This window comes from Bifidobacterium erythrocebi (genome assembly GCF_012932675.1).
Taxonomy (GTDB): domain Bacteria; phylum Actinomycetota; class Actinomycetes; order Actinomycetales; family Bifidobacteriaceae; genus Bifidobacterium; species Bifidobacterium erythrocebi.
Genome location: NZ_JAAIIF010000002.1, coordinates 101,618 through 114,954 on the forward strand (window position 1 = coordinate 101,618; position 13,337 = coordinate 114,954).

The 13,337-nt window shown below is 61.2% G+C and carries 11 protein-coding genes and 1 tRNA gene; 10 read left to right on the forward strand and 2 right to left on the reverse strand.

Annotated features, from left to right (window positions below; all coding sequences use genetic code 11):
* Positions 1–128 precede the first annotated feature (128 nt).
* Positions 129–2,348 carry an alpha-1,4-glucan--maltose-1-phosphate maltosyltransferase gene (locus G1C98_RS00420; protein WP_169078208.1) on the reverse strand — a complete coding sequence of 740 codons (2,220 nt, stop codon included), beginning with the start codon at positions 2,346–2,348 and terminating at the stop codon, positions 129–131.
* 303 nt (positions 2,349–2,651) lie between these two features.
* Between G1C98_RS00420 and G1C98_RS00425 the strand changes: the two genes are divergently transcribed.
* A complete protein-coding gene (locus tag G1C98_RS00425; protein ID WP_169078210.1) occupies positions 2,652–4,583 on the forward strand; it encodes a cell surface protein in 1,932 nt (643 codons plus the stop codon).
* A gap of 59 nt (positions 4,584–4,642) precedes the next feature.
* Here the strand turns inward: G1C98_RS00425 and G1C98_RS00430 are convergent.
* Positions 4,643–4,719: transfer RNA gene (locus G1C98_RS00430), tRNA-Met, on the reverse strand.
* Between the two features lie 118 nt (positions 4,720–4,837).
* Here G1C98_RS00430 and G1C98_RS00435 point away from each other — a divergent pair.
* From G1C98_RS00435 to G1C98_RS00475, 9 genes are all read left to right on the forward strand, one after another.
* On the forward strand, positions 4,838–5,899 hold the full coding sequence (locus G1C98_RS00435) for a homoserine O-succinyltransferase (protein WP_169078212.1): 1,062 nt from the start codon (positions 4,838–4,840) through the stop codon (positions 5,897–5,899).
* 518 nt (positions 5,900–6,417) lie between these two features.
* Positions 6,418–7,221 (forward strand): F0F1 ATP synthase subunit A, encoded by an 804-nt coding sequence (atpB, locus tag G1C98_RS00440; protein WP_169078214.1) that lies wholly within the window; start codon positions 6,418–6,420, stop codon positions 7,219–7,221.
* Positions 7,222–7,282: 61 nt separating this feature from the next.
* Positions 7,283–7,513, forward strand: a complete 231-nt coding sequence (atpE, locus tag G1C98_RS00445; protein ID WP_003825487.1) for an ATP synthase F0 subunit C — start codon at positions 7,283–7,285, stop codon at positions 7,511–7,513.
* Between the two features lie 45 nt (positions 7,514–7,558).
* On the forward strand, positions 7,559–8,083 hold the full coding sequence (locus G1C98_RS00450; RefSeq protein WP_169078216.1) for a F0F1 ATP synthase subunit B: 525 nt from the start codon (positions 7,559–7,561) through the stop codon (positions 8,081–8,083).
* A 30-nt stretch (positions 8,084–8,113) separates the two neighbouring features.
* Positions 8,114–8,941: a F0F1 ATP synthase subunit delta gene (locus tag G1C98_RS00455; protein ID WP_169078218.1), complete on the forward strand. Its 828-nt coding sequence runs from the start codon at positions 8,114–8,116 to the stop codon at positions 8,939–8,941.
* Between the two features lie 53 nt (positions 8,942–8,994).
* Positions 8,995–10,623, forward strand: coding sequence for a F0F1 ATP synthase subunit alpha (atpA, locus tag G1C98_RS00460; protein ID WP_169078220.1), 1,629 nt, complete (start codon positions 8,995–8,997; stop codon positions 10,621–10,623).
* 3 nt (positions 10,624–10,626) lie between these two features.
* Positions 10,627–11,535 (forward strand): F0F1 ATP synthase subunit gamma, encoded by a 909-nt coding sequence (locus G1C98_RS00465; protein WP_169078222.1) that lies wholly within the window; start codon positions 10,627–10,629, stop codon positions 11,533–11,535.
* 8 nt (positions 11,536–11,543) lie between these two features.
* The gene (atpD, locus tag G1C98_RS00470) at positions 11,544–13,019 is read left to right on the forward strand and encodes a F0F1 ATP synthase subunit beta (RefSeq protein WP_169078224.1); all 1,476 of its coding nucleotides are present in this window, start codon (positions 11,544–11,546) and stop codon (positions 13,017–13,019) included.
* Positions 13,019–13,315 carry a F0F1 ATP synthase subunit epsilon gene (locus G1C98_RS00475; protein ID WP_169078226.1) on the forward strand — a complete coding sequence of 99 codons (297 nt, stop codon included), beginning with the start codon at positions 13,019–13,021 and terminating at the stop codon, positions 13,313–13,315. Before atpD ends, G1C98_RS00475 begins: the two co-directional genes overlap by 1 nt.
* Positions 13,316–13,337 lie beyond the last annotated feature (22 nt).

Consider the following 13,337-nt stretch of genomic DNA (forward strand, 5'->3'; position numbering starts at 1 on the left):
CTGGATGTTTCAGGCGTGTGGATGCGGCGCGATATAGGAAAAGACGCGGATGGAATGTGTGATGCGTTCCAGCCGCGTCTTTATTCATCGCGATTTTTTGCGGTTCTGATTTTCGATTAGACCGAAAATCAGTCCTCGACCACCGTCAGCACGTGCGCCACATCGGCCCATGGAGCCAGTGAGACGAAGTTGTCCCAACCCCACGTGAACTCGCGCCCGGTGAGCTCGTCGCGCACATGGGCGCCCTGCTTCGGGTCGATGCCGAAATCGGGCATTTCCAGATGCACTTCGGACTGGTGCGCGTTGTGGCCGTCAAGGTTCACCACCACGATCAGCGTCTCCGGCTTGCCCGTCGCCGTCAGCTCGGCGGGGGTGTGGCGGGCGAACGCGAGGATGTTCGAATCGGACGACGGCAGGATGCTCACATTGTGGTAGCTGAAGGCGTCCACATGCTCGCGGCGGATCTTGTTCAGGCTGGTCAGCAGCTCGGCGATGCCGTACTTGTCGGCATCGGCCCAGTTGCGCACCTTGACCTCGTACTTCTCGTTGTCGATCTGCTCCTCGAAACCGGGGCGCTGCTTGTTCTCGATGAGTTCGAAGCCGTTGTAGATGCCCCAGCTCGGGGATCCCATGGCCGCCAGCACCGCGCGCACCGCATGGCCGGCGATGCCGTTGTCGCGCACGTAGGCGGTGAGGATATCCGGCGTGGTGGGCCAGAAGGTGTTGTGCTGGTAGTAGCCGTCATCGCCGTTGGTCTCCAGCAGATACTCTTCCAGCTCGTCCTTGGTGTTGCGCCACGGGAAGTAGCAGTGCGACTGGGTGAAGCCCGCGTAGCTCAGTGCACGCATCATGCCCGGGCGGGTGAACGCTTCGGCCAGGAACAGCACTTCGGGGTGCTTCTTGGTGACGGCCGCGATCACGTCCTGCCAGAAGCGTACCGGCTTGGTGTGCGGGTTGTCGACGCGGAAGATGGTCACGCCGGCCTTGACCCACAGGTCCATGATGCGTTCGACTTCCTTTTCGATGCCGGGCATGTCGGCGTTGAAGTCGATGGGGTAGATGTCCTGGTATTTCTTCGGCGGGTTCTCGGCGAAGGCGATGGTGCCGTCCGGCTTGGTGCGGAACCAGTTCGGATGCTGCTTGACCCATGGGTGGTCGGGGGAGCACTGCAGCGCGAAGTCGAGTGCGACTTCAAGCCCGAGCTCGTGTGCACGCGCGCAGAACGCCTTGAAGTCGTCCATGGTGCCCAGCAGCGGGTCGACGGTGTCATGACCGCCAAGCTCGGAGCCGATGCCGAACGGGGAACCGGGGTCGTTGGGGCCGGCGACCAGGGAATTGTTGCGGCCCTTGCGGTTGGTCACGCCGATCGGGAAGATCGGAGGCAGGTATACGATGTCGAATCCTTCGGCCTTGGCGCGTTCCAGTCCGGACAGCGCCGTGACCAGCGTGCCCTGCTTGATTCGGCCGTTCTGATCGTCGTAGGTCGCGCCTTCGGAGCGCGGGAAGAACTGGTACCATGCGGCGAAGCTGGACTTCGGGCGTTCCACCTTGAAGCGCTGCGGGGCGCTGGGGGACAGGCCGTCGCGCAGCGGGTTGGATACGTGAAGCTCGGTGATCTCATCGCTGGTGGCGGCGGCGAGACGCTCCTGCGGGGAACGCGTCGTGTCGGCCATGGCAGCGGCGGCGGCCTCCAGCGTCTTGCGCTGACGGGCGTTGAGCTTGGCGTCGCTCGTGGCCGCCCAGCGTGCGAGCAGCTGGGAGCCGGAGATCAGCGCGTTCTCCACGTCGTCGTCCACCTGCACCTTGATGGTGGCGTCATGCAGCCAGGACAGATAGGTGTCTTCCCAACCCTCCACGGTCACGGTCCACTCGCCCAGCTGGCGCTTTACCTTGGCGAATTCAGGCTCCCACGGCTTGGCGTCGCTGCGCTCGCCGCATACCAGCGTCATGGTCCAGCGGTCCAGGCCCGGGTTCACGCAGGTCATCGTTCTGCGCAGCATCTCCTTGCCGCGCGGATTGCGCACCACGGCAGTGGCACCGACCTTGGTGCGTCCTTCGATGAACACCTGCGCGGTGACCTCGAACGCCTCACCGAGTTCTACGCGGCCGGGGTAGATGCCGCGTTCCTCGTTCGGGGTGATGTCCAGGACGTTGATGCGGCCGAACTGGCCGGCTTCGGTGACGGGGATGACCTGTGCCGGCACCTCGCCCTGGACTGCGGGCGTGGCTGTTTTGGCGGTACGCCTTCTCTTCGTTGCGGCGGTCGTACGTTTTGCCGTACCCGTCGTTCGCTTCGCGGGTGACGCGGTTTTCTTTCCCGTGGCGCTTTCAGTGGTCTTCGTCGACATGGCAGCCCTCTCCTTGCTCCTTATCAATAGGTTTCGTTCCCATTGTAAGTGCGCGGCGGCGTGATATGTGGACGAATCTGTGGACGGCTGCCGCGCTATGTGCATAACTTGCCGATAGGGGCAGAGTGAGCGGCGAAATGTGGATAACCTGCGGGTCGAGTTATCCACAACACGCCCGGCAGAGGGAGTTCCGACCACAGGGGCGGAACAAGTGCGGGTGGAAGCGCCGGTTCTGGCAGGCTCGATGGTATCTGCCCGGCACGGTGGCCGGATGGAAACACCATATATATAGGAGGAAGAACTATGGCTACACGATTGCGGCGATGCCTGACCGGCTTGGCGGCGCTTCTCATCGCGTTGGCGGTATTGTTGGGCGCATCGCCGGCCGCGTTCGCCGCGGCGCTGGACTACCCGCCGCCGGGCACGAACCTGTGGTACCGCATCGACGGCAGGAACCTGCTGATCGGCGCAATCAAGAAACTGCCCGACGGCAGGCTCGCATACTGCATGAAGGCCGGCGCGGACGCCAGCAACGAGTATTCGGGCGAACGGAAGATCGAAGACAATACCAATGTGCGCCGCATCGCGTGGCTGGCGAACCGCTACCAGAACAATCGCGACGCGAACATCCACGCCGCCATAGGCGTGCTGGTGCACAGGCACATGGAACTGGACCCGCAGGCATGGGCACGCCATTGGGCCGTCATCTCCGCGCAATACCCGGGCCTGGACGCCATCGCCAACCGTCTGTGGGGCGAAGCGGGCGCGAACATGCCGCTGGGATTGCAGGTCACCAGCCAGACGGTGGAAGGACTGCGCTCCGGTTGGGTGGATGTCGTGGTGAAAAGCGACGGCAAGGCGCTCGCCGGCGTCCCTTATTCCGTGCGGCTGGAAGGTCCGGCCCGATTCGACACCGGCGGCCAGACGGTGAACGGTACCTCCGGAAACACCACGATTCGCCACGCATGGCATGCCACCGGCAGCGGCGAGGTCAAGGTGAGCACGCAATACGAGTCGCCGCGTGCGTTGCAGCTGATCAGCAACCAGGACTACGCGTGCTATGGCAGCCAGGAACAGGTCGCGGGCGATGGCGTCGCGTTCAAGGTCCGTAAGGACTTCACGCCGGCCGTGGCCACGGTCACGTCCAAGAAGATCGTGGACGCGGGCGAGACGGTGAGCGATAAGGTCACGTCGAAGGTGACGGGTGCGGACAGCCATTGGCCCAAGAATGTGGAAATGCTGGCGACGGGCTACTACTTCGACGGGCTCTCCGCAAGCGATCTGACCGATCCGATGCAGCCGAACGCCGGGGAAAGCATCGAGGCGTTCCTTGAACGCATCGCAAAGCGGGGCTATAAGCCGGCGGCGTACGGTACGGCCACCTTCACCGGACCGGAACAGACGAAGACCGTGACGGCCACGACCGAGCCGGGCGGCACGGAGGAATACCGGACGCCGGCACGCGGCGGCATCGGCACGTGGGTGTGGGCGTTCGACGCCTCCAAGCAGCAGGGGAAGTCGGGGAAGTACCTGGTTCGGGACTCGGTGAGCGGGTTCCTTGAGGCCGAGGAGACCAACTCGAATCGCGCCAAAGTGGAGGTGGAATCGACGATTACCGAGCACAGTCCGGCGCTTGGCGCGCAGTTGAGCGACACCATCACCGTTGCGGGCTTCCCGGATGATCACGGGGAGTTCAAGGGGTCCGAGGAATTCGGCATCGGTGCCGACGAGGAGTTTGCGCAGGTGAGCGTGTGGTGGGCCGGCGACAAGGACGATCCGGGCAGCGATGCGGAGTTCAAGCCTTCCGGTACCGACATGCCGCAGGAGGACGAGCATCACAAGCTGATCGGCACGTGGGATGTGCCGGCGAAGAACGGCACGATCCGTGTGGGCGCCGGTTCCCTGGACGCGCACGGCGAGCCGATCAACATCGTCGCCGAGGATCACGGCTGGTACGTGTTCGTCTGGAGCTTTGCGGGTGACGATCGCGTGATGCCTGCGGCCAGCGCCTACGACGACCAGTGGGAGCAGGCATATGTAGGTGTGGAGCCCGAAGACGAGGAAGAGGATGAGGAGGAAGAGGACGAGGAGAAACCGGTCGAGGAAAACGACGAACCAGAAACGCCTTTGGCCTCGACCGGCAGCGACGTGGCCTTCGCCATTGCCATGGCGTTCATCGCGCTTGCGGCCGGCAGCCTGATCCTAGTGTTGGCGCACAGGCGGGAGTCGCTGTGACACTGACCGTGATCTGATACGAAAAAAGCTAGGAATCATGTGATTCCTAGCTTTCGGATTGGTAGCGGGGCATGGATTTGAACCATGGACCTCTGGGTTATGAGCCCAGCGAGCTACCGAGCTGCTCCACCCCGCGACGGCTTGTCTTTCAGACAGCTCAATCAACCATAAGCGATATGCAGAATATGTCAACCATCGGCGTGTCGTGAATGGTGCCGAGAGGAATTGGCGCGTTTCGCTGCATAATAAGAACCATGCCTATCAAGATCCCCAGTGGCCTTCCGGCCAGAGCAATTCTCGATTCAGAGCGCATCTTCGCCCTGGAAAAACCTGAAGCGGAGCGCCAGCGCGTTCGTCCGCTGAAACTGGTGATCCTGAATCTCATGCCCAAGAAGATCGAAACCGAGACGCAGCTGCTCAGGCTTATCTCGAAGAGCCCGCTGCAGGTGGAGATCGACTTCATGAAGACCTCCACGCACGAGGCGACGCACGTGTCCGCCGATCACCTGGTCAAGTTCTACGAGACGCTTGACGCGCTGAAGGACAACTATTACGACGGCTTCGTGGTGACCGGCGCGCCGGTGGAGCATATGCCGTTCGAGCAGGTCGATTACTGGGAGGAGTTCCAGCAGATCCTCGACTGGGCCTCCACGCACGTGTTCTCCACCATGTACCTGTGCTGGGGCGCGATGGGCGCGCTCTACCAGCGGTACGGCGTACACAAGGTGGATTTGCCCGAGAAGATCTTCGGCGTGTTCCCCCAGTACCTGCAGGACGAGTACTGCTTCCTGACCAACGGCTTCGACGAGATCGCCCTGCAGCCGCATTCCCGCCTGGCCGGCGTGAGCGAGGAGGATGTCCGCGCCAACCCGGATCTGCAGATCCTGACGTGGGGCCCGGAATCCGGCCCCGGCCTGATCGCCACGCGCGATTTCTCCGAGGTGTTCGCCCTGGGGCATTGGGAGTACGGCAAGATGACGCTCGCCGAGGAATACGAGCGCGATATGGCCAAGGGCATGACCAACGTGCCGTTCCCGAAGAACTATTTCCCGCACGACGATCCGACGCTGGAACCGCTGTTCGCATGGCGCGCGCATGCGAACCTGCTGTGGCGCAACTGGCTGAACTGGGTGTACCAGACCACGCCGTACGACCTGACGGAGGTGCCGGAGCTCAGGGCGCATAAGAAGCTGGGCACGGACAGGTCCATTCGCCATGAGCCTGCCGGCCCGCGCGCCGATGGCTTCAAGCCGTTCCTCAGCGATGGGTATGGCGTGATCTGCTCGAAGGATGCGGATGACGCCAAGGGGCGTTGAGGCTTCGAAGGAGGGGCTGAGACGTTCATCGTTTGACGGATATGCGGCGGTCATTGCGGGTCATGACCGCCGCATATCCGTATATTGACCTCCAAAAATCCCGCATTATGACCATCTTTAAGTCCATATATTAAGACAGATAATTCTCCTTGATGGACGCGTCCAAGGAGGGCGTATCGAGACAGAAAACGTTGTCATGTCAACATTGTTAGGGCTAACGCAAAACCTCGTTTTGTCAACAGGGCGCGTTTCCACGCATCTCGAAACGCCGAGCGAATCCGTGCAAAATCACGGTTTATCGTCGTGGCCGTTGCGTTCGTCTAGAAGACGGCGAATAATCTTCACCTAGCCATTCGAGATTGAATGCCGTCGCAGGCAGTTCAGCCCCTCGATTTGCGCCCAGCCGACATGAGCCAGCGAGCCAAACCGAGATGGCCGGAGATGTTACCGTGCGGTCACATTTACCGGTCGTTTAGGGATAAACTGGCAGCAGACATGAAGAAGTAGGAGGCGCGAGAATGCACGAGACACTTTTGTCCGGGCTCACACTTGCCGCGAACGGGCCGGAGATCCCCACCGTTGATGAATTCCTTCCCCCGGAGATTCTCTTCCAAGGCACTCCGTTCGCCATGAACCGCATCATTCTGGTGCGTGTGGTTATGACGGTCATCATGCTGATCGTCCTCGGTGTGAGCGCCGCAAAAGCAAAGCTCATCCCCGGACGTTGGCAGGGATTCATCGAGTGGGCCATCGAATACGTGCGCGACAAGATCGTGTACGAGGTGATGGGCGAGACGCGAGGCAAGCGTTACGTCCCGATGATCACGACATTGTTCTTCACGATTTTGCTGTTCAACATCTGTGGCATCATCCCCGGCATGAACATCGCCGCCACCGCGACGATCATGATGCCGCTGGCGTTCGCCCTGTGGACCTTCGTGCAGTACTGGCGTACCGCCTGCCGTGAGCAGGGCTTCTTCGCCTACCTGAAGAAGGAATGCATCCCCCAGGGCGTCCCTGCACCGGTGCTGATCATCGCAATCCCGATCCAGCTCCTCGACGTCGTCGTCATCCGCCCGGTCTCCCTGACGGTTCGACTCTTCGCCAACATGCTCGCAGGCCACATCATCGTGGCGCTGTGCTTCTCCGCAACGCAGTTCTTCCTGATCGAAGCCCACAACTGGATGGCCGCATTCGGCGCCGCCACCTTCGTATTCGGCTTCATCATGACCCTGTTCGAAGGTTTCGTGGCGTATCTGCAAGCGTTCATCTTCGCCACGCTGTCCACCGTGTACATCAACCTCAGCTACCCCGAGGACTGACGTACCGCAATACAGATTTGTAATTCGTCACTCACGAATTCAGTTAGAAAGGAATCAACCCATGGATATCATCACGCTCGCTGAGGTTTCCGGTAATCTGAGCGCCATCGGCTACGGCCTCGCCGCCATCGGCCCCGGCATCGGCGTCGGCATCGTGTTCGGCAAGGCCATTGAGTCCACCGCTCGCCAGCCTGAGCTCAGCGGCAAGATCCAGACCCTGATGTGGATCGGCTTCGGCCTTATCGAGTTCCTTGCCCTGCTGGGTATCGTTGCTGGCTTCATCTTCGCCTGATCCGAAGAACCGGTAATACAACGAACGAAGTGAAAGGAGGCGGATATGGAGACATTGGCTGAAAGCGGCATCATGCTGTTCGTCCCGAAGATGTACGACATCGTCTGGTCGGCCGTCATTCTTGTCATCGTCGCCCTGTTCTTCTACAAGTTCTTCCTGCCTAAGTTCCAGGCCGTGTTCGACGAACGTGCCGCAAAGATCGAAGGTGGCATCGCCAAGGCCGAGCAGGCCCAGAAGGATGCCGACGAAGCCAAGGCCAAGTATGAGGCTCAGCTGAGCAACGCACGCGTCGAGGCTTCCAAGATCCGTGATGACGCACGTGCCGAGGCATCGCACATCGTCGCCGATGCACGTTCCCGTGCGGAAGCGGACGCCAGCCAGATCACCGCCAGTGCACAGCGTGCCATCGCATCGCAGCAGCAGCAGGCTCTGGTCTCGCTCAAGGGCGAGGTCGGCGCTCTGGCAACGGCCCTGGCAGGCAAGATCCTGGGCAGCGAGCTTCAGGACGAGAAGGTGCAGTCCTCCATGATCGATCAGATGATCGACAGCATGGATTCGGACAAGCAGTGATATCAGGCAGAGAGAAAGGCAGGTGACATCATGCGAGGAGAAGCATCTCGTATTGCGGATCGTGAATCGCGTGATTTGCTGGCATCCAAGCTGCGTGATACCCGTGAGGATGCATGGCGCATCGGCAATGAGCTGTTCGTCATCACCTCGCTGCTCGACGGCAACATCCGCATCGAGCGTGCGCTGACCGATGTGTCACGACCTCTTGAAGACAAGGTTGCGGTCCTGAAGACCCTGCTGGGCGATCAGGTGCATCCCATGACGATGGAGATCATGACCGAGGTCGTCAAGCGCCGCTGGAGTCGCGCCACCGATATCGCGAACGCGGTCGAGGATTTCGGCGTGGACGCCATGATGTATTACGCGGATGCCACCGACAGCACGCTGCAGGTGTCCATCGAACTGGCTGAGCTGCACTCCGCGCTGCTGAACGCGCCCGTGGTGCGTGCCAAGCTCTACGACGAAACCGCGCCCAGCGAGGTCCGCGTCAAGTTCTTCCACGAACTGTTCGACGGCAAGGGACTGAATAAGGTCACGATGCGTCTGGCGGAGCACGCCACGGAGAATCTGCGCGGTCGTCGCTATCTGGAAACCATTCAGTGGCTGATCAACAAGCTCTCGCGCCATATGGGCGAGACGATGGTCACCGTGACCACGGCCACGCCGCTGAAGCAGGAGCAGATCGACAAGCTCATCGCGGTGTATTCCAAGAAGCTCGGTCGCGCGGCCCACATCAACTGCGTGGTCGACCCGTCCGTGCTCGGCGGCATGCGCGTGCAGGTGGGCGACGAGGTCACGGACAACACCGTGGTCGCGCAGCTGGAGAACTTGCAGCGCAGCGTAAAGGTCGTATCCTGAACGGCCCGAACCGCTGAACAAACAGATTTTTACACAACAATAAAGGAGAGATCATGGCAGAACTTACCATTGATCCTGCCTCGGTGCGCAAGGCGCTTGACGATTTCGTCCAAGCGTACAAGCCGACCGACACCCCCACTCAGGAAGTGGGCTATGTCGCGACGGCCGGCGATGGCATTGCGCACGTGACAGGTCTGCCTGGTTGCATGGCCAACGAGCTGCTGACCTTCGAGGACGGCACGCAGGGCCTGGCGTTCAACCTTGATGCTCGCGAGATCGGTGTGGTTATCCTCGGTGATTTCGCAGGTATCGAGGAAGGCCAGGAAGTGCGTCGTACCGGCGAAGTGCTCTCCGTGCCCGTAGGCGATGGCTACCTTGGTCGCGTCGTTGATCCGCTGGGTCGTCCTATCGATGGCATGGGTGAGATCAAGACCGAAGGCCGCCGTATTCTGGAAGCCCAGGCTCCGGACGTCATGCATCGTCACCCGGTTGACGAGCCTATGTCCACCGGCCTGAAGGCCATCGACGCAATGACGCCGATCGGCCGTGGCCAGCGCCAGCTCATCATCGGCGACCGCCAGACCGGTAAGACCGCTATCGCAATCGATACGATCATCAACCAGAAGGCCAATTGGGAGACCGGCGACCCGAAGAAGCAGGTTCGCTGCATCTACGTGGCCATCGGCCAGAAGGGCTCCACCATCGCATCGGTGAAGCAGTCCCTCGAAGAGTCCGGCGCCATGGAGTACACCACCATCGTGGCCTCCCCGGCATCCGATTCCGCTGGCTTCAAGTACATCGCACCGTACACCGGTTCCGCCATCGGACAGCACTGGATGTACCACGGCAAGCACGTCCTGATCGTCTTCGACGACCTGTCGAAGCAGGCCGAGGCCTACCGTTCGATCTCTCTGCTGCTGCGCCGCCCGCCGGGGCGTGAGGCGTACCCGGGCGACGTCTTCTACCTGCACTCCCGTCTGCTGGAGCGCTGCGCCAAGGTTTCCGATGACCTCGGCGGTGGCTCGATGACCGGCCTGCCGATCGTCGAGACCAAGGCAAACGACGTGTCCGCATACATTCCGACCAACGTGATCTCCATCACCGACGGTCAGATCTTCCTGCAGTCCGATCTGTTCAACGCCAACCAGCGTCCGGCCGTGGACGTCGGTATCTCCGTCTCCCGAGTCGGTGGCGCGGCACAGACCAAGGCACTGAAGAAGGTCTCCGGCACGCTGAAGATCTCCCTGGCCCAGTACCGTTCGCTGGAATCCTTCGCCATGTTCGCCTCCGATCTGGATGCGGCATCCAAGGCCCAGCTGAACCGTGGCGCGCACCTGACCGAGCTGCTCAAGCAGCCGCAGTTCTCGCCGTACTCCATGGAGCAGGAAGTGGCTTCCGTGTGGGCCGGTACCCACGGCAAGCTGGACGACCTGCCGCTGAAGGACGTGCTGCCGTTCGAGAAGGGCATGCTGGACTACCTGGACCACAACACCGATATCCTCAAGACCATCCGCGAGACGGGTGATTTCACCGCCGACACCGAGGCTGCCCTCGACAAGGCCGTGGAGGAGTTCCGTGCAACCTTCGTCACCAGCGAAGGCAAGCCGCTGGTCGAGAAGAAGCCCGATACGGAGCACGCAGCCCCGATCGAGCAGGAAAAGATCGTCGCGGGAGAGAAGTGATCCATGGGCTCGCAACTCGCATTGAAATCTAGGATCGCCTCCACCAGCTCGTTGGAGAAGATCTTCAACGCGCAGGAGATGATCGCGTCTTCGCACATCGCCAAGGCGCGCGACGTCGCCTTGAACGCGAAGCCGTATAGCGATGCGATTTCCGACGCCGTGCAAGCTCTGGTACAGCACACCCATATCGATCATCCGATCGTGAAGAAAAGCGAGAACGGCAACCGAGTGGCCGTTCTCGCCCTCACCTCGGATCGTGGTATGGCAGGTCCCTACACCTCCTCGATCATCCGCGAAACGGAATCACTGCTGGCCCGCCTCGACGAGCAGGGCAAGCAGACCGAACTGTACGTGTATGGTCGTCGCGGAGTGTCGTACTACAAGTATCGCAATCGCGATATCGCAGGTACTTGGGAAGGCAATACCGACAAGCCCGGCGTTGAAGTCGCCGAAGCGATCTCGAAGGCACTGGTTGATGCCTACATGAAGCCCGAGGAAGAGGGCGGGGTCTCCGAACTCTACATCGTCTTCACCGAGTTCATCAACATGGTGGTGCAGAAGGTGCGCGTGCTGCGCATGCTGCCTGTCGAAGTCGTTGCCGATCAGCCGAGCGTCAACACCGACCAGGATGCCGAAGCCAGCCCGCTGTACGCATTCGAGCCGAGTGTGGACGAGGTGCTGGACGCCATTCTGCCGAAGTACATTCAGTCGCGCATCCACGAATGCCTGCTCACCGCAGCCGCATCCGAAACGGCAAGCCGACAGAATGCCATGCACACGGCGACCGAAAACGCCCGCAGCCTGATCGACGATCTGACGCGCAAGCTCAACGCTTCCCGCCAGGCTTCGATTACCCAGGAACTTACCGAAATCATCGGCAGCGCCGACGCGCTGAATAAGAAGGAAGAGTAGGAACGCATATGGCTGAGAACCAGACTGCAGAAGCTACTGAGCCGATCGCCGGACGCGTTACGCGTATCCAGGGTTCGGTTATCGACGTTGAATTCCCGGTTGGCCATCTGCCCGACATCTACAACGCACTGACCGTTGAGCTGTCCGACATGGGCACCAAGGAAGAGGGCGAAGGCGGCAGCCACATCATCCCGCTGGAAGTCGAACAGCACCTTGGTGACTCCACCATTCGTGCAGTCGCCCTGAAGCCGACCGATGGTCTTGTTCGTGGTGCCGCAGTGCACGACACCGGCAAGCCGATCTCCGTGCCGGTCGGCGACGTGACCAAGGGCCACGTGTTCGACGTGTCCGGCAACATTCTGAACAAGAAGCCGGATGAGACCATCACCGTGACCGAGCGCTGGCCCATCCACCGCAACCCGCCGGCATTCGATCAGCTGGAGTCCAAGACCCAGATGTTCGAGACCGGTGTGAAGGTCATCGATCTGCTTACCCCGTACGTGCAGGGCGGCAAGATCGGTCTGTTCGGTGGTGCAGGCGTCGGCAAGACCGTGCTGATTCAGGAAATGATTCAGCGCGTGGCCCAGAACCACGGCGGTGTGTCCGTGTTCGCCGGCGTCGGCGAGCGTACCCGTGAAGGTAACGATCTGATCGGCGAAATGGACGAGGCCGGCGTGCTTGAGAAGACCGCACTGGTCTTCGGCCAGATGGATGAGCAGCCGGGTACCCGTCTGCGTGTTCCGCTGACCGCACTGACCATGGCCGAGTACTTCCGTGACGTGCAGAACCAGGACGTGCTGCTGTTCATCGACAACATCTTCCGCTTCACCCAGGCGGGTTCCGAGGTGTCGACCCTGCTCGGTCGTATGCCTTCCGCCGTGGGCTACCAGCCGAACCTGGCCGATGAGATGGGCGCCCTGCAGGAGCGCATCACCTCCACGCGAGGCCACTCCATCACCTCGCTGCAGGCCATCTACGTGCCGGCCGATGATTACACCGACCCGGCTCCGGCCACCACCTTCGCCCACCTCGACGCGACCACCGAGCTTTCCCGTGAGATCGCCTCGAAGGGCATCTACCCGGCAGTGGACCCGCTGAGCTCCACCTCGCGAATCCTCGATCCGCGTTACGTGGGCCAGGCTCACTACGAGTGCGCCAACCGCGTCAAGGCGATTCTGCAGCGTAACAAGGAGCTGCAGGACATCATCGCCCTGATCGGTATCGACGAGCTGAGCGAAGAGGACAAGACCACCGTGAACCGCGCTCGTCGTATCGAGCAGTTCCTCGGCCAGAACTTCTACGTGGCCGAGAAGTTCACCGGTCGTCCGGGTTCCTACGTGCCGGCCGACGAGACCATCGAAGCCTTCACCCGTATCTGCGACGGCGTGTACGATAACGTGCCCGAGCAGGCCTTCTCCGGCATCGGCGGCATCGACGATCTCGAGCGCAAGTGGCACGACATGCAGAAGGAATATGGTGACTGATGAGTGACAAAGCCACGATGCAGGTGAACATCGTCTGCGCCGCGCACCCTGTGTGGAGCGGCGAGGCGTTGCAGGTCACCATTCCCGCTTCCGGCGGTCAGATGGGTATTCTGCCTAATCACGAGCCCGTGCTCACGCTGATTAAGCAGGGTAAGCTTGCCGTGGTTGAGAAGGACGGAACCCGTCACGTGATCGAGGTCGCTGACGGATTCATCTCCTTCGACTCGAACAAGCTCACCGTCGCGGTCGAAGACGCCGGCACGCTCAAGCGTGCGGAAGTCGAAGAGACCGAATGACCGACTGACGATATCGTCTCCT

Bases quoted from the DNA above. Each gene is read 5' to 3' on its own strand.
- G1C98_RS00420 (WP_169078208.1), bottom strand. From the start codon at position 2,348: ATGTCGACGAAGACCACTGAAAGCGCCACGGGAAAGAAAACCGCGTCA.
- G1C98_RS00425 (WP_169078210.1), top strand. From the start codon at position 2,652: ATGGCTACACGATTGCGGCGATGCCTGACCGGCTTGGCGGCGCTTCTC.
- G1C98_RS00435 (WP_169078212.1), top strand. From the start codon at position 4,838: ATGCCTATCAAGATCCCCAGTGGCCTTCCGGCCAGAGCAATTCTCGAT.
- atpB (WP_169078214.1), top strand. From the start codon at position 6,418: ATGCACGAGACACTTTTGTCCGGGCTCACACTTGCCGCGAACGGGCCG.
- atpE (WP_003825487.1), top strand. From the start codon at position 7,283: ATGGATATCATCACGCTCGCTGAGGTTTCCGGTAATCTGAGCGCCATC.
- G1C98_RS00450 (WP_169078216.1), top strand. From the start codon at position 7,559: ATGGAGACATTGGCTGAAAGCGGCATCATGCTGTTCGTCCCGAAGATG.
- G1C98_RS00455 (WP_169078218.1), top strand. From the start codon at position 8,114: ATGCGAGGAGAAGCATCTCGTATTGCGGATCGTGAATCGCGTGATTTG.
- atpA (WP_169078220.1), top strand. From the start codon at position 8,995: ATGGCAGAACTTACCATTGATCCTGCCTCGGTGCGCAAGGCGCTTGAC.
- G1C98_RS00465 (WP_169078222.1), top strand. From the start codon at position 10,627: ATGGGCTCGCAACTCGCATTGAAATCTAGGATCGCCTCCACCAGCTCG.
- atpD (WP_169078224.1), top strand. From the start codon at position 11,544: ATGGCTGAGAACCAGACTGCAGAAGCTACTGAGCCGATCGCCGGACGC.
- G1C98_RS00475 (WP_169078226.1), top strand. From the start codon at position 13,019: ATGAGTGACAAAGCCACGATGCAGGTGAACATCGTCTGCGCCGCGCAC.